The sequence below is a fragment of the Streptosporangium sp. NPDC001681 genome (assembly GCF_040298085.1).
GTDB lineage: Bacteria > Actinomycetota > Actinomycetes > Streptosporangiales > Streptosporangiaceae > Streptosporangium.
The window spans coordinates 70,443-97,215 of record NZ_JBEOZN010000011.1 but is presented as its reverse complement, the minus strand read 5'-3'; the positions used below and the strand labels follow the sequence as shown (position 1 = coordinate 97,215).

Genomic DNA, 26,773 nt, shown 5'->3' with positions numbered 1-26,773 from the left:
GGACGGTTAACAGGCTATGGAGGTAGGCGCCTGCGGCTCAATGCGGCCGGAGAAGCTTGAGTGCCTACGACGGCCGGCTGTCCAGCACCGACCGTCGTTGAGCGGGAAGGCGTACTGCCGATCTACCGGGGGCGCTGGACCATGCCCGTTGGATGGTCCGGTAGTCGATCACGGCGATGCCCTCCTGGTGGAGGAGTTCGTGAGCCTTCGGCGAGGTCAGGAACTCGTAGTCGGTTCGGCGTACGCGCCAGCCGCTGTCGATCGCCTGCGACTCCTCGCGGCCGACACTGGGATGCACCGCCCATTCGCTGAGCCCGGCCGGCAGTTCGCGTAGCAGATGGGCGTATCGGGCCGGTTTGCCCTCGATGCTGAGGGAAAAGCTGTCCAGGAACTCGTTGTCGGTGACCGGCAGGCCCCGCTGTCGCATCTTCTGACGTCCGGGTTCGAGCCAGACCCGCACCGCCAGACCGTACTCCGCGGCCAGCGCCACGGTCAGGTCGAGGATGTCGTCGCGTCCGCCGTCGGCCAGGCAGTGGAAGTCCAGATGCGTTGGTGTGAGCCCGGCGTCGGCCACGGCGTTGATCTGTGCGCGGAACTCAAGCTCTACCTCGTCGAGACGGGCCTGGGCGAGGAACTCGGAACGCCCCGCGGGTGTGGATATGAACAGTTCGCCCGAGTCGTCGAGCAGTGAGGGCACTTTCTCCTTCGCGGTCAGCGGCCCCCACCGGTAGTGGGCCGTGTCGCAGACCAGCGTGAGGTGGATCCCGAACGGGATCTCCGGCCGCCTGCGAAGCAGACGCATGGCGTGCGGCGCCGATGGACACGGCACCATCAGGCTGCACGAACTGGCGATCCCCTGCTCGATCGAGTCGATCACCGCGACGTTGATCGCGTCGTACATCCCGAAGTCGTCGCAGTTGACGATGAGCACCCGGGCGTCGGGAGGGAATCCCAGCAGTTCGCTCGACCGCACCAAGGGTGCGGCGGGCTCGACGGCATATCCATCCATGCCCGAAGTGTGAACCGCCGACAAGAGGTCGCGCACGGGAATTACCCGCCTCAGAAGGTCTCCGCGCCACCCCGCCGCCTACTGGCCATCAATCTTCGGTGACAGCGGTCAGACCTCGCTCGAACGGTTCGTCCGGCAGCGGCTTGAGCAGCTCCCGCTCGACGGCGAAGTGCTCCAGAGATCCGTGATGATATCCACGAAGCCCTGCTCAGCTTGGGCTGCGCCCCTGTCTGCTGGCGTCGATTGCTGCAGCATGGCCGCATCGACAGCTCTCACGGGGAGGCGCATCATCACCATCATCACGCACGACAACCCGATCGGCCGTGGACCCAGTAACTACATGATCCATGCAAATCTCTCCGACCGGCAGGACGGCTGGCGTGAACAGTTGTGGACCCGCCGGCTGGCACCGGACAGATTCGAGATCGCCTGCCTGCCGTTCTTCACCTACGGCATCTGCCACCGCGACATCGTGACCATCGACGAACAGCATCTGGTCTCCGCCGTGGTCGAGAAGTCGGGCCACCGTACCCTGCGCGCCGCCCTGGTCCAGCAGCACCCTCACCGTGATCACCTCCACGACCTGCTGCACGGCAAAGTCGTGGTATCCGGCCTGGCCCACGAGTGGCTGCACGGCACCTATCTCTCCGTCGACCTGCCTCCCAATACTGACCCGGGTCCACTGGTGGAGATCCTCACGGGCCCGCAAGAAGCAGGCGCGCTCTTCTGGGAGATCGACTTCTAGGGCCGCGGACCGTTCTGCCAGGAGCCCCTACAGCAGGGAACCGAGCTTGGGGTCGTACTCCCAGTGCCAGGGTTCGAAAGGACTGACGTAGGCCCACTGGGGGTGGATCCAGCCGAACCTCTTGCCGTTGGCCTCCACCCAGTTGAACTCGGCCGAGCGGAAGCGCTCGACGCCCCCGCACAGGTCGACCGCGAGCCCTAGGCCGTGGTTGCTCCGTCCGGGAACCGCGGCGAAGCCGGGGCGGCGGTAGTAGACCGACTGCTGCTCGGCCAGGCTCCGGTAGCTGTCGGTCACGCACATGGGCTTGCCGAACCGCCGCTTGTACGCCTCGTTGAGGCTGATGAACGCGAGCGCGGCGTCACCGCGCAGCTGGTTGCCCGGTTGCTGGAGCGGGCAGAGGTACGCCTGCGGGATGAGCCCGTTGGGAAAGTCGCCCATCGAGGTCGCCCTGGTCGGGTCACACCCGGCCGCCGGCTGCCCATTCTTGTTGATCTTGACGCCCAGCTTCACCAGCGCCTTGGTCAGGGACTGCACGATCTTCTGCGAGCGCGCCCTGAGCGTCTCGATCTCGGCGCCCATCTGCGCCTCCGCGAGGAGGTTGGTCGCCCGGAGCTCCTGCGCCTCGCCCGCCAGCCGCTCCCGCTCCAGCTGCAGGCGGCTGCTGTCCTTGAGGATCAGGTCCTGCTCGGCAACGAGCTGGGTGACACCGGCCATGGCCCGCAGGGTGTTCGTGTTGGACTCGCCGGACAGGAAACCAGCCACGTCCCCACCAAGGGGCTGCTGGTAGAGGAGCCCGACCAGGTCCGAGAGCGGCTGCCGTACCTGCTCGAAAGCCCTCTCGGCCGCCTGCAGCTCCCTCAGCTTGGCGGTGAGCTTCTTTTCCGAGTCACGGATCTGGGTCCGCCGCTGCTCCAGCGCCTTGGTCGCGGCCTCAAGGTCCTTTGTCGCCTTCTCCGCCTCGCGACGCAGCTCTGTGAGATTCACCGGATCGGCGACGACAACGGCCTGAACCTCCGCCGGCACCCGCTGCGCGACAGCGGCCCCCGGCAGGAGGGAAAGCATCGTCGCGACGACGGCGATCAGACCCGCTGATCGACGAGGTGGCACGTTCGACCCCTCCGTTTGCGAACTCGTGACCTGGGTCAGGCACGCACGCTACTACAGCTGGCCAACTACCCGGGCCAGACCTCCACAGCCGTTATGCGCCGAACACCCCTTTTTGCGACCAGACAAGTCAGACTTCTTGCCGCGCGTGCTCCTCACAGACCTCCCAGAGCCACGTCCCCCGCCACTCCACCGGGCAGCCGTCCCAGGGCTCCCGCTCCTCCCGGGGCTCAGGCTCCACAGGCGGCCGCAACGCGGCCCTCCGCGGCCCCCTGGGGCCTCTGGGGACCCTCACGGGCACGACCACATCCGCCTCGTCCATGCTGCCCGGCTGGCCTGTTTGACCTGACTGCCCCAGTTGGTTCAGTTGACCGAGTTGGCCCGATTGACTTGATCGACCCGGTTGGCCTGGTTGGTTCAGGTATCCAGGTTGGCCCGGTTGATTCAGGTAGCCGCGTTGGCCCGGTTGGTTCAACCCACCCAGTTCGCCCGTCCCACCGAGCCTGCCGCCCCCACTCGCCGAGCGGCCCACGTCCGATTTCGCGGCGACCGGCATCCACCCCCCGTACACCCGCTCCGGTCGCAAGGGCGGAGGCAGCAACCTCGGCCCGAACACCCCGCTCCGCACCGCCCCAACCGCGACCGGCACCACCGCCACCACGTCCCCCGCCGCCCCCTCACCCAACAGCCCCACTCCCTCACCCAGCAACCCCGCCTCCTCCCTCGCGACTCTTTTGCTCAGCAACCCCACGCCTTCCCTCGCCACCCCCCCGTCCAGCAACCCCGCCTCCTCCTTCGCCACTTCCTTGCTCAACAACCCCACGCCTTCCCTCGGCACTTCCTTGCTCAGCAACCCCACGCCTTCTCTCGGCACTTCCCCATCCAGCAGTCCAGCGTCCTCTCCCGGCACTCCCCCACTCAGCAGCCCCGCGCCCTTCTCCGGGACTCCCCCGTTCAGCCCCACGCCCTCCCCCGCCCGGAGCCCCAGGCCATCCCCAGCCCTCATCCAAGACTCCGCACCGCTCCCAGCTCCCACCCGAGACGCCTCACCACCACTCCCTGGTCGGGACATCGCACCATTCCAGGCGCCTTCCCGAGATCCCTGCCGCCCCCCGCGCCCCTCGCCCCCCGCCTCCCCGGACACCTCAGGCCCCGTACCGGCATCAGCCATCCGGATGGCCGCCTCGTAGCCCGTGAGCTCGGCCACCAGCAACCCCCCGGCCAGAAGCGCGGGCGCCAGCATCGCGCCACACAGCACCGCCGGCCGCAGCGCCCGGCGCCCACGGATACGCTTCCGTCTCCTGTCAATCACGGGGCGTGACGCTAACCCCGCCCAACCTCGCACACCCGCCCACTTGCCGCCCTTTTACTCCAGCTCAGCGAACCGATAACCCGAAGTCCGCCCCGAACACCCCCTCCAAGCGCGCAACCACTCGCCACTTTCGCTACTCTTACTAGGAGCCCCTGCCTCCGTAGCTCAGGGGATAGAGCACCGCTCTCCTAAAGCGGGTGTCGCATGTTCGAATCATGCCGGGGGCACCTAGTTGACCTTGCGGTTTGCCGTGTGACCTGGGAGTTCTTCCCTGGCATAGCATGCGCCGTGTGCAGCCGTAGGCCATCGAGAGCAGCCCCGACTCACTGGTCACGGTCTATTCACGGGATGATCTTTAGACTGTTCGGCCAGGTCACGCGGGGCGAGAATGCCTCAGACCGTCAGAGCGGGAGGCTGGCTGAGCCCCTCATCTCAGTCGTCGGCGGCAACCAGGAGCGACAAGGTCCCTGCGGCGCGATCGATGAGAACCAGCTCATGAAAGTCGATGTGGACCCCGCCCCAATCGTGAAATGCCTCACGGCCGAGATCCTTCAGTCGGTACCTCTCCGTGGCTTCTGCGACTAGCGAGTGAATCTCGTTCTCCAGCCGGGCAGACAGCTCCGCAGGTAGGGGATCGAACTGTTCCGCCCAACCGCGCAAAATAGCGTTCGCGCTCACCTCGTCAATGTGCACGTATGCGGCCGGGCTCAGGTTCCGCAGCCAGTAGGGACCATGGCGGAGCCCGTCGGTCTCGACTCCCCCTCCGGCGTAGTCGTCCCGGTACTGCTCATGGCCGATCAGCTCCGCAAGCAAGTGGGCATCGTCGGTATCCGGCCGGTAAAGGACGAAACGCTTGATGTCGACCCAGCGGAACGCATGCCCCTCGAAGTCGAACTCACGAAAATTGATGAATGTCTGGTCTTGATACGTGAGTGTCTCTTGCACGTCTCAACAGTAAGGGCAGCCGAACCCACCGATTCGGCTGCTCCCTTCCGTTCCGGCGAAGGCGAATTTATACCTCCAGGGCTTTGGTGATCTGCCCGTTGGCACGCGCTCGCTGCCCCTCGATGCACTTGGCGTAGACGCGAAGGAGCACGTCCACACCGTGCCCGGCACGCTGGGCGACCTCGGTCGGCGGAACGCCCGCGTTAAGCCACAGAGAGACCGCCGCGTGCCGCAGGTCATACGGCCGCGCCGCCAGCGGTGAGGTGACCTGTTCGGCGGTGAAGGCCAGTCTGCGAGCCTCCTGCCAGACGCTGGAGTAGGCCGAGGAGGAGAACGGGCGCCCCTTGCTCGTGCGGAAAAGCCTGCCGTCCTTCTCCGCACCGTACGCCTGGATGTGTTCACGGAGGGTCTCGACGAGGACGGGAGGGATTGGGATCTCCCTGGTATCGTCCTTGGCCCAGTGCTTGAGACCACGTTCGTCGTGGGTCTCCCCCGTGTTCGTCCACCGCTTGTTCGCCTGCGGACGCGCCTTCTCCAGGGTGATCAGGCCCCAGCCTTGAGCGGGAAGATCACAGTTCTGTCGGCACAGCCCCGAGGCCTCTTCAGGGCGGAGCGCCGCGTAGTACATGCAGGCGAACATGGCCACCATCCGGGGACCACGCGTCCAGCCCACTTGTTTCACTGCGTCGAGCAGTGCCCGCACCTGTTCTGGGTTGACCACCGTTCGAGGATCGACGGTCCCAGTGGCTTTCGGGGGCTTCCACTTCACTGCGTGCAGCGGGTTGGCGGACAGTTGCTTGAGTTCCACCGCGGATTCCATCATGTGATGGAGCACGGCCCGCTTACGCCGTACCGTGTTGGCCGCCGCCGGTTCGCCATCGAAGCGGAGGGCGATCGCGTCGAGAGCCGAGCGGATCACGGCCGGTTCCAGTAGGTCGGCGAGGGGCAGGGACGCCGCTTCCAGCCAGGCGAACGCCGCCTTGTACTCCGGCCGCAGTTCTCCACGCCGCTTATTGGGCAGGAAGGCGTAATCTCGCAGTACCGCCCGGAGTTCATAGTCATCCGGCCTGCCCCGCAGGTCCTTGGCGAGCACCGGAACGAGAGACAGCAGGGCATACGTCATCGTCTCGCGCGTCCGGGCCGCTGAGTGCACCCATCGGGCTGCCATGTACGACCGGGCGAAGTCGAAGAAGGTAAGGCCCGAATCGACGGGCTTGGCCATCGACATGGGAAGGCCCGAGGCGAGATCGAAGGGCTCCCCCTTCTTCGTCGCTTGCCTCAGGTCGGAGAGGAAGCTCTCGGCAAGTGCCTTGGTCTTGAACGTCTTGGACTTCTCCTTGGCGCCCACCTTCCAGCGGACAACGTAGGACGGAGTCTTGCCCGAGAGTTTTCGGTGGAGGTCCCAGATCTTGACCTCATAGGAGGTGCTCACGCCACCTCCCGCAGGGTATCCAGCCAGGCCGCGAAGTCGCTCCGCCAGACGCGGATCTCTCCGTTGGGCAGCTTGATGCATTTGGGCGCGTGACCGAGTTCGCGCCAGCGATAGAACGTCCGGCGCGAGAGCCCGCCCAGTTCGTCGAGCACCTGGGGAACGGTCAGCAGCTCGTCACGCCGACTCATCGGACGTCACCTCCACCGCTCGTCGGCGAGGCGGATAAGGCCGTGCCGGTCAGTGCGGCGGCGAGGAGGGCGTCACCGAGTGAGTAGCCCTTTCCGGCGTACTCCCATTCGGCGATGACGAGGGGCAGTCGGCCGGTGGTGATCGCCTCGTCGCGGGCGTAGGCGGTGCGGTCGGCCCGGATGTCGCCAAGGGTGGTGGAGTAGTGGCGGGAGCGGGTTGAGAAGTGGCCGCGGAACCCGAGCATGTGTGCCCACTGGATCAGCCGGAGATCGGCCAGTTCATCGAGGGCGCCGAGGCGCAGGCACTCGGCGATGAGGCGCCGGGAGTGTTCGCGGAGGTTAAAGGCGATCCGCCTGCGGCGTCTCGCCGCGTGGGCGGTCGCTGGTCGCGCTGCGGCTCTTCGGCCGGTCGCGACCAGCACCGCCCACGCGCTTTGACCCCCAGGCCGTGATCGCCAACACCGTGACGATGTCACTCCACGAGATGTGACCGAAAAACGCCTTGGAGATGTCGGGTGGCGTCGTAGTCTGACGCCATGAAGCCGAGCGACTTTCTGCTCTCTGCGCAGCAAGGCTTCCTGGGGACGCCGTTGGTGCGGCAGGTGTTGGACGTCGAACGGGTGACCGCGCGGCGGAGTGGCCCGCTGGAGGACGTACCGGACCTGGAGGCTGCTCAGGCGATCATCTGCCTCGCACCCAGCGAACTGGAAGCTTTCGGTACCGGCGGCGCTGCGAACATATCCGAAATTACCGCGTCGAAGGCTGGCATCAACGCCGCACCGACGGCCGAGAATGTAGGTGTCTAGTATGACTGGCAACCGCATCAACCGGGCCTACCGCCTACGACGCCGACCCGTTGGGCAACTCACCGACGGTGACCTCGAACTGGTTGAAGAGCAGGTACCGGAGCTGGCCGACGGTCAGGCCTTGGTCCGCACCAAGCTTCTCTCGCTCGACCCAACCTCCCGCGTCTGGATGAGCGATATGCGTAGCTACGAACCTCCGGTCCCGATCGGCGCAGTGATGCGTGGCTTCGGCGTCGGCGAAGTAGTTGCATCCAGGCGCGAAGACATGCCGGTCGGGGCCACTGTCAGCGGCTTCACCGGTTGGCAGGAACTGGTCCTTGCCGACGACTCACAGCTGGAGGCGCCGCTTACTGTCCTGCCGACCCCACTGCCGGCACCCGAGTCGGCCTTTCTCGGCGTCCTCGGCCACACCGGCATCTCGGCCTATCTCGGGATCGACTTGGCCGAGTTGAAAGAGGGAGAGACAATCGTCATCTCTGCCGCCTGCGGTGCGGTCGGCTCGATTGCCGGTCAGATCGCAAGGCAGAAAGGGGCGGGACGGGTGATTGGCATTGCTGGCAGTCCCATCAAGTGCCAACACGCCGTCAAGGTTCTCGGCTATGACGCCTGCATCGACCACCACGCCGCTGACTGGCGTGCACAGCTCGACGCCGCCACACCGGATGGGATCGATGTCGATTTCGAGAACGTTGGCGGGCCGGTCATGGATCACATTTTGATGCGGCTCAACATCGGTGCCCGGGTTTCCCTGTGCGGAATGATTTCCGAGTACAACAGCTATAACAAGGGCGGCGAACACACTGGAAGTCTCACCAACATAGTCCAGCTGATCATGCAGCGGGCGACGATCAAGGGCTTCCTTGTACTTGACTGGGCCCACCGCTTCGAAGAGGCGATCACATACCTCGCTGGGCTGCTCGGCGAAGGTAAGCTCCACTACGACGAGACAATCGTCGACGGCGGCATTGAAGCTGCCCCGCACGCTCTCCACCAGCTGTTCAGCGGCGCAAACTTGGGCAAGCTACTTGTGCGGGTAGCAGATTGAGACGTCGCTTGGGAGGCCTCTTTAAAGGGCTATGAAGTGCTCCGCTTCGGTGGGTAGGAGATAGTCGAGGCGTGGTCCGCTATCGAGAACATCAACCTCGGTAGCGGGTCGCACAGCTGTCCGCACCTTGGTGGGTCAAGGGCGCCTACGACGTCGCTACGCGATCCAATGCCGCGTAGTGAGGTGGAGGCCGGTCAGTAGCGTGGTGTCTATATGAGACACACTCATAAGGACTGACCCGGCGGCCGACTACGGGACAGGTACGGGATGATCTTGCAAGCGATGCTGCCTGTGCTAAGCATTCGTGCAGGTCAACCGGAATAAGCCGACCACACAGTTACCGCTCTCCTGATCCGAAAATCAAACATTCGCCAGGCACGCGGTAGCGAACCTCATGTGGTGGTGCGTAACGGGGTCGTGCGGGCCGTACTGGTCAGGCGGCGGGGTCGAGGGTGACGCGGTAGAGCCGAGGGCTTCGAGCTCGCGGACGTGGTTGCGCTTCTTATGGTCGGGGTTGGTGCGCCGGGCGTAGAAGTCGGCGCCGAGATCGATGAAGTGCGCATCGGGGTCGGATAGCAGGTGCCAGATGATGACCAGGATGGAACGGCCGACCGCAACGATGGCCCGCTTCTTGCCCTTGCGCCGGACGATCCGCCGGTAGCGCTCACCGAGGAAGGTGTCGGTCCGGCCGACCACGACCGCGGCTTCGCCCCGAGTGCGGGCCAGGTAGCGGTTGCCGTGCCCGGTGGCGTTCTTCCCCTTACGCTTGCCGGCCGACTCCTTGACTCCCGGCGCGAACTTCGCCCAGGAGGTCAGATGCGCGGCGGTGGGAAACCGGCTCATGTCCAGGCCGATCTCGGCGATGATCGCGTGCGCGGCGGTCAGTCCGATCCCGGGAATCTCATCCAGTCGCTCGACCGCCGCGGCGAAGGGTGCGATCTGCTGAGTGATCTGCTGGTCCAGGGCGGCGATGTCGGCGTTGATGCCGTCTACCCGGGCCAGCATAGTGGCCAGCAAAAACGCGTGGTGGTCGGAGAATCGGCCGGTGAAGGCCTCCTCCAACGCGGGAATCTTGCCGCGCAGGCTGGAGCGCGCCAGCTGTGCCAGCGCGGTAGGGCTGCGCTCTCCGCGGATCAGGGCGGCCATCATGGCGCGGCCGGAGACGCCGAAGATGTCGGAGGCCACCACGCTCAGTTTGATCTGCGCGTCCTAAAGCGGGTGTCGCATGTTCGAATCATGCCGGGGGCACTCTCTTGACCAGCGATCATGCCCTTGACCTGGGTATGTCTTTCCGATCGCCATCCAGCTCTGTGCAGCCGTGTGCCAGCGTAGGCAGCCGCATGTCAGCGGCTGTGGGATATACGTGGGATGGATCTTGACGCGTTTCCGCAGGTCGTACCTCGTCGGAGCGAACCAGCGCCGGGTGATCCCACAGATCCGGAAAGCGGCCGGGACGCGGATCGGCAGCGCGGAGCCGTCCCCGCCCAGGATCAAGCATCGTGCAGCGACTGGCGCTCTTCGACCTGGACAACACCCTTATAGACCTCGACGGCGCGTTCCGGATCTGGGCTGAGGAGTTCGCCGAGAAGCGGAGCTTGGGACGCGAGGCGGTTGATTGGCTGATCGCTCTGGATCATAAAGGTCTCCCCCACCGCGAGGCGTTCTTCGCCAGGGTTCGCGAACGCTTCGCCCTTCCTGATCCAGTCGAGGAGCTGTGGGCCGGCTACCGCGGGCGCATGCCGTACCTCGTCTACTGCCGCCCGGAGGTGCTGGCAGGACTGTCCGAGCTGCGTACTGCGGGATGGCTGGTCGGGATCGTTACCAACGGGACGGCGGACAACCAGCTCGGCAAAATCCAGCGGGCGGGACTGGCCGACGCTGTCGACGCCTACGCGCTCTCAGAACAACGTGCCGTCGGCCGCCATTAAGTTCCAAGACAACTCCAAATCCAGCGGACGGGACTGGCCGACGCTGTCGACGCCTACGCGCTCTCAGAACAACGTGCCGTCGGCCGCCATTAAGTTCCAAGACAACTCCAAGTCGCCGTACCTATACCTGAAGCCGGTCAGACATCGGGGGCGTTCCTGTCGATATCTGCGGTGGGGCGGCATATTCACGCTGATCTCCGTCCCCTGCTGATCGTCCGGCGGTTTCGCCAGGGGTTGACGCATGCGGGGGTACGGCATGAACGAGCGCAAGGTGCGTGAGAACGAGGTCGACATCGATCGACACGTGCTGGAGGACATCGCCAGAGCGGCCTTGGCGCGAGCGGACCTCGCGGCGGTGGACGGTGAGGACGGCGCCGCCACTTGGGAGTTCCATAGCCGCAGGCCGTGGATGTACGTGACACCGGTGGGCGTGGCGCGCCAGGCGCAGGGCTGGAAGCTGCACGTCTCGGCGACGCCGCTGTCGGCTCCCGTGGTGCTCGCCCGCGTGGTGGAGGTGCTGGCGCGGCGCCGCTGCCCCTTCAAGTTCGCGGCGACGCTGGCCGAACTGTCCGACCTGGTGTCCAGGGAGCAGGACCGCGGAGCGGTGGGCAAGTTCGTCACCGTCTATCCGTCCGACGACCGGGCGGCGACCGCGATCGCCGAGGAACTGCACGAGGCCACCATGGGCCTGCCCGGGCCGCGCATCCTGTCCGATCGCGTCTACAAGCCGGGCAGCCTGGTCCACTACCGCTATGGGGTGTTCTCCGCACCCCTCGTGCTGGACAACGATGGCTCCTACGCCTCCCGGCTGACAGCACCCGACGGCACGCTGGTGACCGACAAGCGCAACGCCTGGTACTCACCACCGCCGTGGGCGTCCTGCCCCTTCGAGTCGGGCGAAGCTCCAGTCCGGTCGGCCGCGCCGGAGGCCGTACTGCTCGCCGACCGGTTCGTGGTGCGTCAGGCCGTCCGGCACAGCGCCAAGGGCGGGGTCTTCCTGGCCGAGGACCGTGACACCGGCGGGACCGTGGTCGTCAAGCAGGCCCGGCCGCATATGGGCGCCAAAATGAGCGGACGTGACGAGCGTGACAACTTACGTCACGAGTGGCGGATGCTCGGCCTGTTCGGGCCGCTCGGCATCACTGCGCGCAGGGTGGCGCTTTTCGACAAGGACGACAGCCTGTTCCTGGTGCAGGAGCGTGTCGAGGGGACCGTGCTCACCGCCTGGGCGGGCGAGCGCAGCACCGAAGGCCCCGGCCCGCGCCGGCGCGAAACAGTGCTGCGCCTGGTGGGGCGGCTCGTCGACTTGGTCGCGACGGTCCACGAGCAGGGCTATGTCGTGCGCGATCTGACCCCGAACAACATCATCGTCACCGAGGACGGCGACGGTCGGCTGATCGACCTGGAAACCGCGGCGATGCCCGGCACACCGGTCGGGCGGGCCCGCACCCGTGGCTACGCGCCCCCGGAGCAGGAACGGGCCCCCGCCCATGGGCCCTGCCCCAGCGTCGAAGTGGACCTGTACGCGCTGGGCGCGACCGTGTTCTACCTGGTGACCGCATGCCAGCCGATGTTGCCGCCCGACGAGGGAGAGCAGGCCAGATCGTGGGACTCCCGGGTCCGGACGCTGGTCGAGGTAGCCGCCTCAGGCAATCCCCTGGCCGCTGAGCTGGCTCCCATGATCTTGGGTCTGATGGTGGAGGATCCCGCCCGGCGGTGGGATCTCGCCAGAGTCCGCGCATTCCTGTCCGGCCTGGACACCAGTCCGGAGTCGCCCACCGTGGCGAGAGGCGGCCGCCGACTCGGCACCGCCGAGCAGGACCGGTTGCTGCACGACGGCCTGGCCTACACCTGGCGGAGCATGTCCTCAGGGTCCCCGGACGGCGGGACGGGACCGGAAGCGCGGCTGTGGCCCGTCGGCGCCGGGTACGGCGTCAGCGCCGATCCGTGTGGCGTCCAGTATGGCGCGGCCGGCGTGCTCCACCTGATGGCCTCCGTGGTGGGGCCCGATGCCGCGCCCCTGCCGCAGGAGCTGCGCGCCCGGCTGACGACGGGTCTGCGCGACGGCGCCGACTGGATGATCGGCCGTCTCGCGGGTGAGCATCGCCCGTCACCGGGGCTGTATTTCGGCCGGGCCGGCATGGCCTGGGCCCTGCATGAGGTGGGCAGGGCGCTCGACGACCACGATGTGCGCTCGGCGGGTCTCGGCCTCGCCCTCGAACTGCCGGTCAGCTGGCCGAACCCCGACATCTGCCATGGCCTGGCCGGGACGGGGATGGCGCTGGTGCACCTGTGGAACGCCACCGGTGACAGGAGGCTCCGCGACCGGGCGAGCGGATGCGCTGACGAACTGCTCAAGGTCGCGCAGCGTACCCCCGACACGGTGCTGTGGCCCATCCCGCGGGATTTCGACTCCGCGCTGGCGGGAGTGGTGCACTACGGGTTCGCCCACGGCGTCGCCGGCATCGCCGCGTACCTGCTGGCGGCCGGCATCGCGCTCGGACGCGAGGACTGCCTGGAAATGGCCGCCGCCGCCGGTCGTACCCTGATGGACGCGGCCGACTACCAAGGCGCGGCGGCCTTGTGGGCGGAGGGCCCGCGCGGCGGGGCGAAGCTGCCCCACTGGTGCAACGGATCCTCGGGGATAGGGACGTTCCTGGTACGCCTGCACGCGGCCACCGGTGACCGGCGCGCGCTGGAGGTGGCGCGGGCCGCCGCCGTCGCCGTGCACGGCCACCGGCTGCGCTCCGGCACCGCGGCCTGTCACGGACTGGCCGGGGACGGGCAGTTCTTGCTGGACATGGCGGATCTGACCGGCGAGCCGGTCTACCGCGAGCAGGCCGAGGAACTCGCGGCCATGTTGTGGGCGCGCGCCACCATGCGCGACGGGCTGCTCGTGGTGCCCGATGAGAACGGCCTCGAGGTGACGTTCGGCTGGAACACCGGTCTGGCCGGCGTGCTCGCCTTCCTGTGGCGGCTGCGCCACGGTGGGCCCCGCCCGTGGATGGCCGACGCCGCGATCGGTACGGCCTCCGCTCACGAGGCATTCGCGGCCGCCGTCGGGAGGGCGTCATGAGCCCCCTGCCGACGCCCCCGGCGCCCCCGGCGCCCCCGGCGCCCCCGACGACCCAGATGACCACCGCCGGCCTGCCCGCGGAGCTCCGACGGATCAACTTCAGGTTCTCCGCCACCGGGGAGTATGCCGCCTGCCTGGCCGCCCATGGCCGCGCCCGGCTCATGCCGGAACTGTGGGACCTCACCGGTCCCGCGCCACGGCCGTCCCTGGTGCCCACCAGGGACGGCGAGGACTCCTGGACCTTCCCGCTTCCGTTCCCGCTTCCGGCCGACGACGTCGGTGTGCTGCTCTGCCGCCACGGCAAGGAGTACACGCGGCTGCTGCTCGCCGTCCCCGGAACGGACGGCGCGGCGGCCGAGGAGCACGAACTGCTCGCCACTCGCGGCACGGGGCTCGGGCTCATCGGCGGCATCGCGCCGGACACCGCCGCCCTGCTGTTCGAGAGGGGCGAGGGCCGACGCACCAAGGTGTGGCAGGTGTCTGGGCATGCCGAACCTCTTGAGCCGGTCGCCGAGCTGACCGGCGCGGTCGGCGGCGGAGTCTGGCTCGACACGAACGGCCGGCGTCTCGCGCTGGCCCGTCCCGAGCCGGGAACAGGTGGCACGTTCGTCCTCGACCTCGCCACCGGTCTCTCGGCGCCGCTCGAAGGAGTGGCGGACGGCGAGCACCTGCTCATGGCCGCGCCGCGCACCGGAGTGCTCCTCACCGCGGCACGGCGGGACGGCACGTTCCGTCTCGGCGTCCGGCACCGCGACGACCCGGCGCCGACGGTGTTCCCCGAGCGGCTGAACCACATCGAGGGCACCGTCACACCACTGGCCCTGGATCCCGGCGGACGGCACCTGGCCCTGTCGGTCACCCGTCGCAGCCGCTCCCACCTGCTGCTGCATGATCTCGTGGCGGACACCACCGTCGAGGCAGAACTGCCGGCCGGGACGTTGCAGCACACGGCCCGCTGGACCGCCGGCGGACTGCACCTGCTGCACACCACGCCGGACCGCCCACTCGGCGTGGTCACCCTGCCCGATCCGCTCCGGTCCCGGGTACGGGCCACCGCCGAGGAGCACCCGGGACGCTGGATATCCGCGCGAACGGTGGACTACCCAGGCCCGGCCGGGCCCGTGGAGGCCATCGTGTACGGCGATCCGGTGGCGAGCGAGCGGGTGGTCCTGGCGTTGCACGGTGGCCCGGAGGCCGCCTGGCACTTCGGTTTCGAGCCGTTGTTCCAGCGGATGGCCGCGGCGGGCATGGCGGTGGTCGCACCCAATCAACGAGGGAGCACCGGCTACGGCGCCGCGCACCGCGACGCCATCCGTGGCGCGTGGGGCGGCCCGGACCTTGCGGACACCCTTCATCTGGGGCGCGCGCTGGCCGACGCCCGTGGTCCGGGCCGGCAGCGGCCCATGCTGTACGGCATCAGCTACGGTGCCTACCTGGCTCTGCTGGCCGTCGCCGCGGAGCCGGACCTGTGGGCCCGAGCCGCCGTCATCGCCCCCTTCCTGTCCGGCCGAGAGCTGTACCGGGACGGGCCGCCCAGCGTACGCACGCTGCTCGATCGCCTTGGCGGTCGGATGGAGCTCGAAGATGCGCTCGGCCCGCGCGACCTGGCCCGGCTGGCGGATCGCATGCGGCAGCCGATCATGATCATGCACGGTGAGCAGGACCCGATCATCCCGGTCGCCCACTCCCGGCGGCTGCACAGCCGACTGCTGACGGCCGCCCACCCGGTGGCACCGGTCTACCTGGAAATCCCCGGATCCGACCACGACCCGCTGGTCTCCAGCGAGGGACACCTGGTCGCCGACCGTCTCATCGACTTCCTGAGCGAAAGGGCCGCACCGACCGCCGGCCCACTCGAACTCCTGCAAGAGGGGACGTCCGTGCCCGCCTAGCAGGAGCCCGGGGCGCCGCTCTCCGCGGCGCGCGGGCCCACAGGCTCCGGCCTCATCGTTGTCGATGGGGCCGGTGGACAGGCCGTTCGAAGCGAGCGGCACAACGGTTAACGAAAGGAAATCATCATGGAACTCAACATCGACGCCCTGGACATGCTGCCCGCCGCCCAGGAGTCGGAGCTCTACCCATGTGTCATCACCTGGGGCTGCGACTGGACCTGCTACGCCACCTTCACCTCCTGACGACGCGGCCGTCGTGACCAGCGTGCTCGGCCCTGACCGGGGCTGAGCGCTGGAGGTGGTCCCGTTCCGGGACGACGAGCGTCCCGGAACGGGACCACCGTTGATCGACCCTCGCGAAGAGAGAAACGCCGCGTCAGGCAACGAGGAAAGGACCGTGCCATGAGCACCCCACAGGGGCCCAGCGACGTCATCTGGGACATCACCTACGCCTGCCCGCTGCGCTGCGTGCACTGCTACTCCGAGTCCGGCAGACGCCCGGCCCGGCAGCTGAACCGTGACGAGATGCTCAGGGCCGCCGACGCGATCGTCTCTCTGCGCCCTCAGGCGGTGGAGTTCGCCGGTGGCGAGCCGCTGCTGGTCAGAGACCTCCTGGAGGTCGCCGAGCGGATCAGCGGAGCAGGGGTGGCGGCCAACCTCTACACCGGCGGATGGACATTCGACCGCCGGTGGGCCGAAGAGGCGTCCCAGGTCTTCGCCCGGATCACCGTGAGCGTCGACGGGGCGAGCGCCGGGGTGCACGACCGGATCCGCGGACGGGGCGGTTCGTTCGAGCGGGCGATGCGCACGCTGGCCATCCTGGACGACGTCTCCGGGGAGCGCGTGGCGCGCGGTGCCGACCCGGTCGAGTTCGGGGTCGACTACGCGGTTGTGCGGTCCAACCTCCATGAGCTGGAGGAGTTCTGCCGCGCGGTCGCGCCCCGTTTCCCGAACCTGCGCTTCCTCACCTTCGCCGCCGCGGTGCCGTCCGGTCTCGCGAGCAGGAAGGGATTCGCCGAACACGAGCTGCTGGACTTCGACCAACTGCGCACGCTGGTGAGCCGCGAGAACGTCGAACGGCTGCGTTCCCTCTCGCCCCGCTCGGTGCAGCTCATGACGTCGAACAACATGGTCTTGATGATGCATCCGGACGTCGTCAAGCGACACGGCTTCCCCATGCTGCAGGTGGAGCCGGACGGCGAGGTCCGCGCGATGCCGATTTACGAGGGCACCGTCGGCAACCTCATCACCGATGATGCCGGCACACTGTGGGAGCGCGTCAAGGAAAGATGGAGCGACCCGTTCGTCGTGGAGGCCCTGTCAGCGGTCCGCTCGATGGAGGACTGGGCCATGGCGACCCGACGCATCGACTACCACTTCGGCACTGACGAGGTTCGTCGCCGCATCGACCGCCGCCCGCCCTACACCCTGGACGAACGGACGAGTGGCCAAAGGCACATCGTGTCAATGGTCGGCCCTGCCTCTGGTCATTAGCTTTGAACGGCCAAGATGGACGCGATCTACCTGTGGGAGGTGAAGCGCACCACGGTCGCCGGCCCAAGGCAAGAACGAACTCGCGATCTACATCAAGGCGCTCAAGGCGCTGCCGAAGCAGACCGGCGGACGCAATGTCCTGCCCGGCTTCGACCTCCTGCTACCCCGTGCCCAACTACGTCAAGGAGACCAACGAGATCGTCATCGCTCACTCCAACGCCGCGAAATCGCCCTGTCCATCCTGAGCTTCGGCCTCTACCAGCCGCCGGGACTGGCTTACCGAGATGGCGCGGCCCGCCGGAACCCCGGCGGGCCGCTAGGCTGGTTGACTCCGGAGGGACAGTGACGCTCGGTTCCAACAGGTTGTCGGCCGAACTTGTCGTCCGCGCGAAGTCGGACGACCACCGTGCCGGCCTGGCATCTGACTGGCTGTCGGGCGCGCTGGCGAATTTCGCCCCGGACCTGGCGTCGCTGCTGGCCCGCAGCCCCCGGATGAACCCCGCCGCCCTCGACGACGAGACGGGCGCACCCCCTCCGGGGAGCCGGGCGGGTTGTGGGCGCAGTTCCGCGTCAAACCCGCGCTCTCACGCCCGTTCTCCAAGACCATGCCGTACTCCGAGGCGAGCCTGCGCGCGGTCGCCCGTGCGCTCCAACGACGCCCCCACATGGTCGAGTACATCGTCACTCCGCTCGACGAGCGAGGGTTCCCCGGCAACGGCACCGTGTGGATCAACGTGTCCGCTCCTGCCGGGGAAGCCGAGCCGTGGGTCAAACTCAGGGTGGAGCAGGTGCCGCGTTCCGGTGACCGGCACCCGCCTGACGCCCAGCAGCGCTGGGCGGAGGCGCTGAAGCGGCGGGCCGCCGTCACCGGGGCCTGCTATGGCCATGTCACCGACGACTGCCTCACTGACGAGACGCCCTTGGAGACCACGCTCGGCGCCTTGGACGCCGTTACCGTCCCCCGCTGCGAGCTCGAACTGCGCGGCTACTCCTGGGTCACCGTGTGCGCAGGCGCGCTGGCAGCGCGGCTGGGCGGACCGACGGCTCTGGCAGCGACGGGCGCCTTCGACGAAGTCGACGAGTTGCCTGACGGCTCACTGTGCCTCCGGGCCAACCCGACACTGGACGACTATGACGAGGCTGCGATCGAGCGGGTGTTCACCGTGCTCCAGCCCGTCCTCATCAAGGGAAAGATACGGCGTGTGTTCGGGGTGGACCATCTCAGGCTGCACTTCCCCGCCGGCTAGGAGTGCTATCGCCTCCGCTTCAGAAGTACCAGAATCGTTCCCTCGCTGGTGATTCGCTGACGCCGGTCGCGTTCATAGCATTTTCAGCGAATCGCTAACCTGGCGACCGAGGTCAACGCAGGTCACCAGGAGCACAACAGCCAGTCCTCAACCTGCACTCCCAGGTCCGACACCCGCAGCTGAAGAGCGGGAACGACTCTCAGATTCCGACCGCGAGTATCGCTTTGACCAGGTCAAACACCCGTCGAGCGATGGACGGTGAGAGGTCATTGTCGAGGTGCCAATGCACGTCGGACAGCACCTACATATCGCCCATCAGTAGACACAACGGACTCGGAATGGCTCGAGCTCTCCTGATCCGAAAATCAGACATTCGCTGGGCACGCGGTAGCGAACCTCATGTGGTGGTGCGTAACGGGGTCGTGCGGGCCGTACTGGTCAGGCGGCGGGGTCGAGGGTGACGCGGTAGCCGAGGGCTTCGAGCTCGCGGATGTGGTTGCGCTTCTTGCGGTCGGGGTTGGTGCGCCGGGTGTAGAAGTCGGCGCCCAGATCGATGAAGTGCGCCTCCGGATCGGATAGCAGGTGCCAGATGATGACCAGGATGGAGCGGCCGACCGCGACGAGGGCGCGCTTCCTGCCTTTGCGCCGGGTAATTCGCCGGTAGCGCTCGCCCAGGAAGGTGTCGGTGCGGCCGACGACGACCGCGGCTTCGCCGAGGGTGCGGGCCAGGTAGCGGTTGCCGTGCCCGGTGGCGTTCTTCCCCTTGCGTTTGCCGGCCGACTCCTTGACTCCCGGCGCGAACTTCGCCCAAGAGGTCAGATGCGCGGCGGTGGGAAAGCGGCTCATGTCCAGGCCGATCTCGGCGAGGATCGCGTGCGCGGCGGTCAGTCCGATCCCGGGAATCTCATCCAGTCGCTCGACCGCCGCGGCGAAGGGTGCGATCTGCTGAGTGATCTGCTGGTCCAGGGCGGCGATGTCGGCGTTGATGCCGTCTACCCGGGCCAGCATAGTGGCCAGCAAAAACGCGTGGTGGTCGGAGAATCGGCCGGTGAAGGCCTCCTCCAGCGCGGCTATCTTGCCGCGCAGGCTGGAGCGCGCCAGCTGTGCCAGCGCGGTAGGGCTGCGCTCCCCGCGGATCAGGGCAGCCATCATGGCGCGGCCGGAGACGCCGAAGATGTCGGAGGCCACCACGCTCAGTTTGATCTGCGCGTCCTCCAGCAGTTTCTCCACCCGCTGTTTCTCGGCGGTGCGGGCTTGGACCAGGTCCACCCGGTAGCGGGTCAGGTCACGCAACAGCCGGACCTCCGGGGGCGGCACGAAGCTGGGGCGCAGCATCTGCCGTTCGGCGACCTTGGCCAGCCAGACCGCGTCCAACTTGTCGGTCTTCGGGCGGCCGGGCAGGTGCTTGACGTCGCGGGCGTTGACCAGCCACACCTCAAACCCTTGCGCCTCCAGCAGGTAGAACACCGGTTTCCAGTAGTCGGAGGTGGCCTCCATCACCACCCGGGTGACGCCCAGTCAGCGCAGCCGATCGCTCATCGACAGCAGGGAGCGGGTCATCGTGGTGTAGGTCTGCACCTCCTGCAGCCGTCTGCCGGCTTTCTTGTCGTCGGGGACGCGGGCGCAGCACACCAGGGTGGCCTTGCCGACGTCCAGGGCGGCGACCCTTTCGATGATCTCTTCGACGTCGTGGGTGGGGGCGAGCATCGGGCCTCCTTACCGCCGGGGACAGCATGAGGGTGGTTGCTCGCGGGAGCCGCAAGGGGACGGTAACGAATCTGATCCGCGTGCTCGAAGCAACAGTGAAAGGCCCACAGGCACGGCTCCCGGCGTCCGACTAAAGCACGGCCTGAACGACCAAGGAGATACGACGTCAGCGAGCAACCACCCCGATTTTCAGGCCCGAACGGCCTCCTCCACCAGGGGGAGATTGGAGACTAAAGCGGGTGTCGCATGTTCGAATCATGCCGGGGGCACTCTTCCGACCAGCCGTTTGGCCCCTGACCTGGGGTTCAGCGTGCCCTCTCTTAGTGATCACACGCAGCCGGGTGCCGCCGTAGGCAGCCGCATGTCAGTGGTCACGGGACATACGCGGGATGACTCGGGACACCTTTGCCCAGGTCGAGGCGTGAACTTCTGTGTGGCAGAGCCGCACTCACCGCCGTCCACGGTCCCGGCGTTCCCGTCGCGCGGAAAGCTGGACACCATGACCTCGTATCAGGATCAGCTACGCGCTCGTTTCCGTGCTGCCCCTCTTCAGCCGCCGCCCGTGCCGTGGCAGTCGTTGACCCCAGTAGCGGTGGGCGGTCTGTCCTGTGTCGGGTTCGGTGTGGTCCCCGAAAGTCACGATGACCTGTTGCTCGTCGTATCAAGCAACGGCAGGGGTCTGTTCGAGTGCTCGACGGGCACCCGAATCGCCCGTGACTCGGACCCCGATGCCGGGTGGCCTGACACCAACGAGCTCGTTCATGAGGGGATCGGCCCACTTTCCGGCGTCACCGTGCCCATGGCCGGCCTCTGGGGAGGCGGTCTCCACACCACCACGCCCGACGGCTGGACGGTCGACGTCGTGGCCCCGGACTGGCCCGTTGAGAGTGTGACGCTGTCCTTGAACGGCAGTCCCTATCAAGGCGAAGCCGGCTCATCCTGGTGGCACGTCCACCGAGAGGATTCCTGCGAGCTGCGCGCTGTCGGCTTCTCCCCCAGCGGCAAGACTCTTGTGATCGCCTCAAGCTGCACACTCACGTTTTTTACCCGCCCGTTTGAAACGAGCTGAAAAGGATACGCATTCGAAGACTGCCGAAAGCATTCCACTTCCGGTTGGCATGAAGTTCTGATCACGGTCGAATCCAGCGGATTTTACAACATGGGGAGGGCTATGAGGAGATCAGGTTCACAGTTCGGTCTAACCGATGAGCAGTGGGATGCGGCCAAAGAAGAGGTTCGTCAGGCCATCCTGAACGCGGCCTACGATCGCCGTATGACGTGGTACGGAGAGGTCGCGAGCGAGGTGGCGACGGTGAAGCTCGACCCCCATTCAGCTCTGATGAGCCACCTACTCGGAGCCATCTTCGAGGATGAGCACAAAGCGGGAAGACCTGCTCTGACATCCATCGTCACTCACAAGTACGGCGACAAGGAGCCCGGGAAGGGCTTCTACGAAATGGCTCGTTCACTCGGCTACCGATTCGATGAGCCCTTTGTCTTCTGGGCTCAGCAGGTACAAGACATCTTCAAACTCCACGGAAGGCCCGATCGGCGCATATAGGGGCAATGTGGACGGCGGGTTTGGCGTAAAAACCATGACGCTGAGCCCGCCGATCGTTATAACCACAGGCTCAGCAACCATAGAAATCCATCAGGACAATTCTGTATCAACCGCTGAGGGCATCAGCGATCTTTCCATTGGCACGGTGCCGCTGTCCTTCCATGCACTTGGCGTAGACACGGAGCAGCATGTCCTTCCCCTTGCGCTGGCCGGCTGACTCTTTCACTCCTGGCGCGAACTTCGCCCAGGAGGTCAGGTGTGCGGCGGTGGGGAAGCGGCTCATGTCCAGGCCGATCTCGATGATGATCGCGTGCGCGGTGGTCAGGCCGATCCCCGGAACCTCATCCAGGCGCTCGACAGCAGCAGTGAACGGCGAGATCTGCTGGACGAGTAAGTCCGTCGCATGTGGTGCCTGAGGGGCCATAGCGTGCTGGTTTCTCAGCGATGCCGGCGGCTGCGTGCCACGACGGTGGCATGCTCCTCGCTATGCATGAAGATCCGCAGGACAAGGCAACACCGGGTTTGTGGGGGCGTATCGCGTGCACCTGGGCGGTCGCTTTCGCTGCGCTTCATTTCTACTGGGCGCTGGGCGGCGGGTGGGCCCTGAGCGTCTCGGCGGGACCTCTGGCCGCGGAACGCCCTGGGTGGTTCGTGGTGGTTGGCCTGTGGGGTGTGGGAATGCTGTGCCTTGTCGGCGGCGTGCTGGGATGGCTTCTCGCCCGGCCGCGGCCTGGTGGCCTGGGCGGACGGGTGATCAAGGCGCTGGGCTGGTGCGCTTGCGCTGTGCTGCTCGTGCGCGGCATCGCCGTGGAGGTGCTGTTGCTGACTGACACAGCGGGCCAGGGGATAGACGTAAGCCCGCAACAGCGGCTATGGACGCTGGTGCTGTGGAATCCCTGGTTCCTGGTCGGCGGTCTTGCCTTCGGCGTGGCCGCACGAGGGTTCAGAGGAGCGAAGGGCCCAAGTAGCGGTGCCGCCTGACGATGCGTCGGGGAACGCGAAGAGGGTGTCCAAGATCGTTGTGTGACGAGTGACCTGGACGCCCTGCTGACCGCGCTGTACATGAAGGTCGATGACGAGCTGGAGACCCGTCGATGGATGGGCCTGACCGACGCCGAACTGGTCACTCTCGCGGTCGCGCAGGCGCTGCTCGGCTTCCACTCCGAGACGCGCCGGCCGCGGTACGCAAACGCGCACCTGACGTCGATGTTCCCGTACCTGCCGCAGCAGTCCGGGTACAACAAATGCCTCAAGCTGGTGAAGAAGGCGATACGGATGCCGGCGGCGGACACGGACTTCTGCTTCGACACCCACTGGATCGCAGACTCCACGCCGGTGCCGTGTGGCATGGCCCGCCCAGGTCAGCTGTCCGCCGTGGCCGGCCGTACCGGTGCGAAGGTCGCCTGACCGGCGCGGCGGAAGCACCAGAGGCGACGGCCGATTGCGACCGCCCCGAGCACGCAGCAGATGAGGCAGAAGAGCGCCAGCAGCGGCAGCAGCCAGGCGGTGATGATCCAGTACTGGAAGCTGAACGCCCCCCAGATCAGCGTCGGCAGCACCACGCCCAGCACCATCACCAGGGCAAGGGGCACGAGCCGCAGAACCAGCCTCGGCCGGCGCGCCGCGCGGCGTCGCGAGGCCCAGCGGCGCGCTCGGACGACCGCGGTGACCAGCAGTGCGGTCATCCCCACCGTGAGCCCGAGCAGGACCGCGTTCACGACGGTGAGCGGGTTGCTCATCGGCGTTGCCGGTGCCCCGATCCGTTCGGCGAGAAGGTTGGTCGAGAGCAGGCTGGGATCGCCGCCGCTGTTGGTGAGGACGAGGGCGGCCACACCGGTCTTGGGCGAGAAGACCATGTCCCCGGTCCACGTCGCCAGTGTTCCGCCGTGGCCGATCACCGACGGCGGGGCGTCTGCCGCGACAGGGCGGGCCTGCCAGCCGAGGGCGTAGTCGCCGGCCTTCGGCTGGACGGTGTGCAACTCGGCCAGGGAGCCGGCACTCAGCAGGTCCGCCCCGAAGGTTCCCTGGTTGAACCGCAGCCACCGCACCATGTCGTCCAGGGTCGAGATCACCCCGCCGTTGCCGACGCAGATCCCCGGCATCTCCGGTGCCGCGACGGCAACCCCGAGAACGACCTCGTACCCGGACGGCAGGCCCTCGGCACGATCGGAACACCCCAGCGTCGAGCTGGTGCCGGTCATGCCCAGCGGCGTGAACAGCTCGGTGTGGAGGAAGGCGTCGAAGGACTTCCCCGACACCACCTCGACGATCCTCGCCGCGATCGAGTAGTTGGTGTTGTGGTACTCCGAGCGGGTGCCCGGATCGGCGGCCAGGGTCTTGTCGGCCAGCCTGGCCACGATTTCCTGCGCGCTGCGCGGAGGCGGGAACACATACTCGTTGTTCGTGCTGTTCGACAGCCCCGAGGTGTGGCTGAGGATCTGGCGCACGGTGATCCCGGTGAAGCGGGGATCGGCCATTCTGAAGTCGGGCAGGACCTTGACGACCGGGTCGTCCAGGGAGACGCGGTCACGGTCGACCAGCAGCATGATCGCCGCCGCCGTCATCGACTTGCTCATCGACGCGATCCGGAACCGAGTCCGCGCCGTCACCGCGTTGCCGTCCCCGTCCCGGCCGCGGACGATCGTCTCGACCGACGACCCGTCGATCACGGCCGCCGCGACACCCGGCGTGCCGTAGACGGAGCGGTAGTCGTCGACCAGTCGTTCGCCGGCGGCATGGGCCGGTGCCGTCCAGCCGAGCAGCAGGGCGACGAGCACACCGCCGAGGACGATGAGGGAGGTCACACGAGGAAAGCGGAGAGGTAGGAAATGCACGACGTCGAACCTAGGCCGGGCGTCACCGGCCGACATCACCCGAAGGTGTGAGACGGCACCACCCGGCAGGATGGAATCTCAGTCAGGCAGATCGTTGCGACCCACAAGCCCGTTCTCGTACGCGTGGATCACCGCGTGCACGCGGTCGCGCAGGTTCAGTTTCTGCAGGACGGCCCGGACGTGCGACTTCACCGTGTTCTCGCTCAGCACCAGTTCCGCGCAGATCTCGCTGTTGGACCTGCCGCGGGCGAGCAGGCCGAAGATCTCGACCTCGCGTGGGGTGAGGCCGTCCAGGGCTGCCGTCCTCCGCATCGGCACTTGCCGTACGAGATCGAGGATCGTCGCGGCCACCCCCGGGGCCAGCGCCGACGTCCCGGAGGCGACGTCACACACGGCCTGGGCCAGGGCTGCGGGCCGGACGTCCTTGGTCAGGTAGCCGCTCGCGCCGGCCCGGATGGCGGCCACGACCAGTTCGTCATCATCGAACGTCGTCAGCATGAGCACCCGGGTCGCCGGTGCGATCTTGACGATCTCCGCCGTGGCGGCGACCCCGTCCATGCGCGGCATGCGGATGTCCATCAGTACCACGTCGAGGCGGTGCCGCCGGACGACCTCGATCGCGTCGCTGCCGTTCGCGACGTCGTGGGTGACCTCGATGCGTTCGTCGGCCGACAGCACCGTACGGAGCGAGGCCCGCAGCAACTCCTGATCGTCGACGAGCATGACACGGATCCCGGTCACGAGACCTCCTTCGTCGGCCTCATGACCAAGGTGCTGTGCTTGCTGATTCCCTCACTTCGTTCGGTCATTCCCCTCCTTCGTGGGGAGCCGCGCCCGCAGCACCCACCCCTCGTCCCCATCGTCGATCGACAGGGTGCCGCCTGCGGTACGCACCCGTTCCTCGATCCCCATCAAGCCGGTCCCCTGGCTGCCGACGTCGCGAAGCGCCTTGCCGCCGTCGTCGCGCACCTCCACCACCACCTCGGCCGGGGTCCAGCGCAGGCGAACGGTCACCTCGACCGGTGGTTCGAGGTGGCGCAGCGCGTTGGTGATGCCCTCCTGCACGGTCCGGACCGCCGCGACCTCGGCACTCAGGCTCAGCGGTCGTCGCTCACCCACCTCCGCGAACGTCACCGCATGGAGCGGGCTCGCCGCCGAGGCCACGAGGTCAGGGAGGGCATCGAGCGAGATCGGGACCTGTCTGGGCCGGGGATCGGCGCGCGGCGCCACGGTGGCCGGGCCCAAGGTGGCCAGCATCGCTCGCAGACCTTGGTGGGCGTCCCGGCCGGCCTCGGCGATGTCGCCGAGTTCGCGGCGGGTCGCCGGATCCGCCGTCGTCACCGCCGCGGCCTCGATCCGCGCGACCATGACGGTGACCGTGTGGGCGATCACGTCGTGCAGGTCGCGGCGGATGCTGGCCCGTTCGTCCGCGACCGCCGCGGCCAGTCGTTCGCTCTCGGCTCGTCGGCCGGCCTCGTGCCTGCGGCGTACCAGCAGGGCCGCAAGCCACACGCCGCCGACCACGAGCATCAGCAGCCCGCCCTCGACCAGGCGGGTCCACCCAGGGTCAGGGGGCAGCCGGGCCCACGCCACCAGCTCGGTGAGGACGATCCCGAGCGCGGCGACGGCCAACGCGACCACCGAGGACCTGACCGAGACCAGGCTGGTCAGCCGCCACAACGTGAGGGGGAAGCACACAGCCGAGGGCAGCATGTTCGGTGACCAACCCAGGAAGGGCATCATCACCAGGACGAGCATTGCCAGCGCGCCGATCGCGTACCCCACCCACGGCCGTCGACGGGCCACCACCGCTCCCACATGGAGCAGGACGGCAGCACCCGCCGCGGCGAAGATCTGCCACAGGTCCGCGCCGAGGTGCCAGACGCCCGCCAGGATGAGCATCGTCAGGAGAACCAGGACCACGTGCGCCACCACCATCGTCGCCGGCCATGTGCTCCGGCGCTGGGAGGCTGTCACGGTCGTCGCCTTCCGGTGGGCTCGTGGTGGGGAGCCGTGCTTGGCTCGACGTGCCACAGGATAGCCAGCAGCGGGCAGGCCGATTCTGGCGTCCCGCCACGAACCCGCCGGCGAAGCCCGTCGATGAGCTGCCTCATCGAACGCCGAGCCGTCGAAGCGGCCGGCGTTCCAGAAGACTGCGCGCGGGCAGAACGTGAGGCGGGCGGGCAGGCGCTGTCCTGAGCTGTGGTCAAGCGGCGTGGTGGTATTCGCTGATCACGCTTGTGACGACGGGTCTTCGGCCATCACCAGGTTGCGGGCCTGCACCGTCCGGGGTGCGCAGTCACGCGGGCGCGGGATCGCCCACACCGTTGAGGCCGCGATGATGTCCAATTCGCCTTGGAGATTGCATGCCCGTCGGCCTCCTGAGGCCGATGCCGATGTGTCCGGTCGTATGGTCCAGGTCCCACCAGCGGACGTGGACGGCCGCGA

Annotated in this window: 25 protein-coding genes, 1 tRNA gene and 1 pseudogene; 14 read left to right on the top strand and 13 right to left on the bottom strand. The window is 67.4% G+C overall.

Annotated elements, in window-relative coordinates; genetic code table 11:
- Positions 1-64: 64 nt before the first annotated feature.
- Positions 65-1,009 (bottom strand): polysaccharide deacetylase family protein, encoded by a 945-nt coding sequence (locus ABT130_RS07570; protein WP_350953699.1) that lies wholly within the window; start codon positions 1,007-1,009, stop codon positions 65-67.
- A gap of 340 nt (positions 1,010-1,349) precedes the next feature.
- Between ABT130_RS07570 and ABT130_RS07565 the strand changes: the two genes are divergently transcribed.
- Positions 1,350-1,754, top strand: coding sequence for a DUF4265 domain-containing protein (locus ABT130_RS07565; protein WP_350953697.1), 405 nt, complete (start codon positions 1,350-1,352; stop codon positions 1,752-1,754).
- 27 nt (positions 1,755-1,781) lie between these two features.
- On the opposite strand, the gene ABT130_RS07560 is transcribed toward ABT130_RS07565, so the two are convergent.
- Positions 1,782-2,861, bottom strand: coding sequence for a D-alanyl-D-alanine carboxypeptidase family protein (locus ABT130_RS07560; protein ID WP_350953695.1), 1,080 nt, complete (start codon positions 2,859-2,861; stop codon positions 1,782-1,784).
- Between the two features lie 1,463 nt (positions 2,862-4,324).
- Here ABT130_RS07560 and ABT130_RS07555 point away from each other — a divergent pair.
- A tRNA-Arg gene (locus ABT130_RS07555) sits at positions 4,325-4,397 on the top strand.
- 205 nt (positions 4,398-4,602) lie between these two features.
- Here the strand turns inward: ABT130_RS07555 and ABT130_RS07550 are convergent.
- From ABT130_RS07550 to ABT130_RS07535, 4 genes are all read right to left on the bottom strand, one after another.
- The gene (locus ABT130_RS07550; RefSeq protein ID WP_350953693.1) at positions 4,603-5,115 is read right to left on the bottom strand and encodes a hypothetical protein; all 513 of its coding nucleotides are present in this window, start codon (positions 5,113-5,115) and stop codon (positions 4,603-4,605) included.
- A 67-nt stretch (positions 5,116-5,182) separates the two neighbouring features.
- Positions 5,183-6,547 carry a tyrosine-type recombinase/integrase gene (locus ABT130_RS07545; protein ID WP_350953691.1) on the bottom strand — a complete coding sequence of 455 codons (1,365 nt, stop codon included), beginning with the start codon at positions 6,545-6,547 and terminating at the stop codon, positions 5,183-5,185.
- Positions 6,544-6,735 (bottom strand): helix-turn-helix transcriptional regulator, encoded by a 192-nt coding sequence (locus ABT130_RS07540; RefSeq protein WP_350953689.1) that lies wholly within the window; start codon positions 6,733-6,735, stop codon positions 6,544-6,546. The genes ABT130_RS07545 and ABT130_RS07540 overlap by 4 nt, the downstream gene beginning before the upstream one ends.
- Positions 6,732-7,157, bottom strand: a complete 426-nt coding sequence (locus tag ABT130_RS07535; protein WP_350953687.1) for a replication initiator — start codon at positions 7,155-7,157, stop codon at positions 6,732-6,734. The genes ABT130_RS07540 and ABT130_RS07535 overlap by 4 nt, the downstream gene beginning before the upstream one ends.
- A gap of 114 nt (positions 7,158-7,271) precedes the next feature.
- On the opposite strand from ABT130_RS07535, the gene ABT130_RS07530 reads away from it, so the two are divergent.
- Both ABT130_RS07530 and ABT130_RS07525 read left to right on the top strand, forming a co-directional pair.
- Complete coding sequence (locus ABT130_RS07530) at positions 7,272-7,541, top strand: hypothetical protein (protein ID WP_350923369.1); 270 nt, start codon at positions 7,272-7,274, stop codon at positions 7,539-7,541.
- A gap of 1 nt (position 7,542) precedes the next feature.
- Positions 7,543-8,586, top strand: coding sequence for an NADP-dependent oxidoreductase (locus tag ABT130_RS07525; protein ID WP_350953684.1), 1,044 nt, complete (start codon positions 7,543-7,545; stop codon positions 8,584-8,586).
- Between the two features lie 360 nt (positions 8,587-8,946).
- Here ABT130_RS07525 and ABT130_RS07520 read toward each other — a convergent pair whose 3' ends face one another.
- Positions 8,947-9,771, bottom strand: a complete 825-nt coding sequence (locus ABT130_RS07520) for a transposase (protein WP_350953682.1) — start codon at positions 9,769-9,771, stop codon at positions 8,947-8,949.
- Between the two features lie 314 nt (positions 9,772-10,085).
- Here ABT130_RS07520 and ABT130_RS07515 point away from each other — a divergent pair, with 314 nt between their 5' ends.
- The 6 genes from ABT130_RS07515 (at position 10,086) to ABT130_RS07490 (ending at position 18,223) form a co-directional block, all read left to right on the top strand.
- On the top strand, positions 10,086-10,514 hold the full coding sequence (locus tag ABT130_RS07515) for an HAD family hydrolase (RefSeq protein WP_350953680.1): 429 nt from the start codon (positions 10,086-10,088) through the stop codon (positions 10,512-10,514).
- A 256-nt stretch (positions 10,515-10,770) separates the two neighbouring features.
- Positions 10,771-13,590, top strand: coding sequence for a class IV lanthionine synthetase LanL (gene lanL, locus ABT130_RS07510; RefSeq protein WP_350953678.1), 2,820 nt, complete (start codon positions 10,771-10,773; stop codon positions 13,588-13,590).
- On the top strand, positions 13,587-15,482 hold the full coding sequence (locus ABT130_RS07505) for a S9 family peptidase (RefSeq protein WP_350953676.1): 1,896 nt from the start codon (positions 13,587-13,589) through the stop codon (positions 15,480-15,482). Before lanL ends, ABT130_RS07505 begins: the two co-directional genes overlap by 4 nt.
- A 126-nt stretch (positions 15,483-15,608) precedes the next feature.
- Positions 15,609-15,725 (top strand): ALQxL family class IV lanthipeptide, encoded by a 117-nt coding sequence (locus ABT130_RS07500; RefSeq protein WP_350953674.1) that lies wholly within the window; start codon positions 15,609-15,611, stop codon positions 15,723-15,725.
- Between the two features lie 159 nt (positions 15,726-15,884).
- Entirely contained in the window at positions 15,885-16,976 is a 1,092-nt protein-coding gene (locus ABT130_RS07495; RefSeq protein ID WP_350953672.1) for a radical SAM protein, read from the top strand.
- A 551-nt stretch (positions 16,977-17,527) separates the two neighbouring features.
- Complete coding sequence (locus tag ABT130_RS07490; protein ID WP_350953670.1) at positions 17,528-18,223, top strand: hypothetical protein; 696 nt, start codon at positions 17,528-17,530, stop codon at positions 18,221-18,223.
- Between the two features lie 438 nt (positions 18,224-18,661).
- Here ABT130_RS07490 and ABT130_RS07485 read toward each other — a convergent pair whose 3' ends face one another.
- Both ABT130_RS07485 and ABT130_RS07480 read right to left on the bottom strand, forming a co-directional pair.
- Positions 18,662-19,723 carry an IS110 family RNA-guided transposase gene (locus ABT130_RS07485; RefSeq protein WP_350953668.1) on the bottom strand — a complete coding sequence of 354 codons (1,062 nt, stop codon included), beginning with the start codon at positions 19,721-19,723 and terminating at the stop codon, positions 18,662-18,664.
- A gap of 18 nt (positions 19,724-19,741) precedes the next feature.
- A complete protein-coding gene (locus ABT130_RS07480) occupies positions 19,742-19,930 on the bottom strand; it encodes a hypothetical protein (protein WP_350953666.1) in 189 nt (62 codons plus the stop codon).
- A gap of 499 nt (positions 19,931-20,429) precedes the next feature.
- On the opposite strand from ABT130_RS07480, the gene ABT130_RS07475 reads away from it, so the two are divergent.
- On the top strand, positions 20,430-20,999 hold the full coding sequence (locus tag ABT130_RS07475) for a hypothetical protein (protein ID WP_350953665.1): 570 nt from the start codon (positions 20,430-20,432) through the stop codon (positions 20,997-20,999).
- A 102-nt stretch (positions 21,000-21,101) separates the two neighbouring features.
- Positions 21,102-21,491, top strand: a complete 390-nt coding sequence (locus ABT130_RS07470) for a hypothetical protein (protein ID WP_350953663.1) — start codon at positions 21,102-21,104, stop codon at positions 21,489-21,491.
- 106 nt (positions 21,492-21,597) lie between these two features.
- On the opposite strand, the gene ABT130_RS07465 is transcribed toward ABT130_RS07470, so the two are convergent.
- Entirely contained in the window at positions 21,598-21,915 is a 318-nt protein-coding gene (locus ABT130_RS07465; RefSeq protein WP_350953661.1) for a transposase, read from the bottom strand.
- 62 nt (positions 21,916-21,977) lie between these two features.
- Here ABT130_RS07465 and ABT130_RS07460 point away from each other — a divergent pair, with 62 nt between their 5' ends.
- Positions 21,978-22,472 (top strand): DUF3995 domain-containing protein, encoded by a 495-nt coding sequence (locus ABT130_RS07460; RefSeq protein ID WP_350953659.1) that lies wholly within the window; start codon positions 21,978-21,980, stop codon positions 22,470-22,472.
- Between the two features lie 42 nt (positions 22,473-22,514).
- Positions 22,515-22,883: pseudogene (locus tag ABT130_RS07455) on the top strand (IS982 family transposase); the annotation flags it as partial.
- Here the strand turns inward: ABT130_RS07455 and ABT130_RS07450 are convergent.
- The 3 genes from ABT130_RS07450 to ABT130_RS07440 form a co-directional block, all read right to left on the bottom strand.
- On the bottom strand, positions 22,853-24,295 hold the full coding sequence (locus ABT130_RS07450; RefSeq protein WP_350953655.1) for a serine hydrolase domain-containing protein: 1,443 nt from the start codon (positions 24,293-24,295) through the stop codon (positions 22,853-22,855). The pseudogene ABT130_RS07455 and the gene ABT130_RS07450 overlap by 31 nt on opposite strands.
- 108 nt (positions 24,296-24,403) lie before the next feature.
- The gene (locus tag ABT130_RS07445; RefSeq protein WP_350926503.1) at positions 24,404-25,066 is read right to left on the bottom strand and encodes a response regulator; all 663 of its coding nucleotides are present in this window, start codon (positions 25,064-25,066) and stop codon (positions 24,404-24,406) included.
- A gap of 51 nt (positions 25,067-25,117) precedes the next feature.
- Entirely contained in the window at positions 25,118-26,302 is a 1,185-nt protein-coding gene (locus ABT130_RS07440) for a sensor histidine kinase (protein WP_350953652.1), read from the bottom strand.
- Between the last annotated feature and the right edge of the window lie 471 nt (positions 26,303-26,773).

Bases quoted from the DNA above. Each gene is read 5' to 3' on its own strand.
- ABT130_RS07570 (WP_350953699.1), bottom strand. From the start codon at position 1,009: ATGGATGGATATGCCGTCGAGCCCGCCGCACCCTTGGTGCGGTCGAGC.
- ABT130_RS07565 (WP_350953697.1), top strand. From the start codon at position 1,350: ATGATCCATGCAAATCTCTCCGACCGGCAGGACGGCTGGCGTGAACAG.
- ABT130_RS07540 (WP_350953689.1), bottom strand. From the start codon at position 6,735: ATGAGTCGGCGTGACGAGCTGCTGACCGTTCCCCAGGTGCTCGACGAA.
- ABT130_RS07530 (WP_350923369.1), top strand. From the start codon at position 7,272: ATGAAGCCGAGCGACTTTCTGCTCTCTGCGCAGCAAGGCTTCCTGGGG.
- ABT130_RS07525 (WP_350953684.1), top strand. From the start codon at position 7,543: ATGACTGGCAACCGCATCAACCGGGCCTACCGCCTACGACGCCGACCC.
- lanL (WP_350953678.1), top strand. From the start codon at position 10,771: ATGAACGAGCGCAAGGTGCGTGAGAACGAGGTCGACATCGATCGACAC.
- ABT130_RS07505 (WP_350953676.1), top strand. From the start codon at position 13,587: ATGAGCCCCCTGCCGACGCCCCCGGCGCCCCCGGCGCCCCCGGCGCCC.
- ABT130_RS07500 (WP_350953674.1), top strand. From the start codon at position 15,609: ATGGAACTCAACATCGACGCCCTGGACATGCTGCCCGCCGCCCAGGAG.
- ABT130_RS07495 (WP_350953672.1), top strand. From the start codon at position 15,885: ATGAGCACCCCACAGGGGCCCAGCGACGTCATCTGGGACATCACCTAC.
- ABT130_RS07480 (WP_350953666.1), bottom strand. From the start codon at position 19,930: ATGCTCGCCCCCACCCACGACGTCGAAGAGATCATCGAAAGGGTCGCC.
- ABT130_RS07475 (WP_350953665.1), top strand. From the start codon at position 20,430: ATGACCTCGTATCAGGATCAGCTACGCGCTCGTTTCCGTGCTGCCCCT.
- ABT130_RS07470 (WP_350953663.1), top strand. From the start codon at position 21,102: ATGAGGAGATCAGGTTCACAGTTCGGTCTAACCGATGAGCAGTGGGAT.
- ABT130_RS07465 (WP_350953661.1), bottom strand. From the start codon at position 21,915: ATGGCCCCTCAGGCACCACATGCGACGGACTTACTCGTCCAGCAGATC.
- ABT130_RS07460 (WP_350953659.1), top strand. From the start codon at position 21,978: ATGCATGAAGATCCGCAGGACAAGGCAACACCGGGTTTGTGGGGGCGT.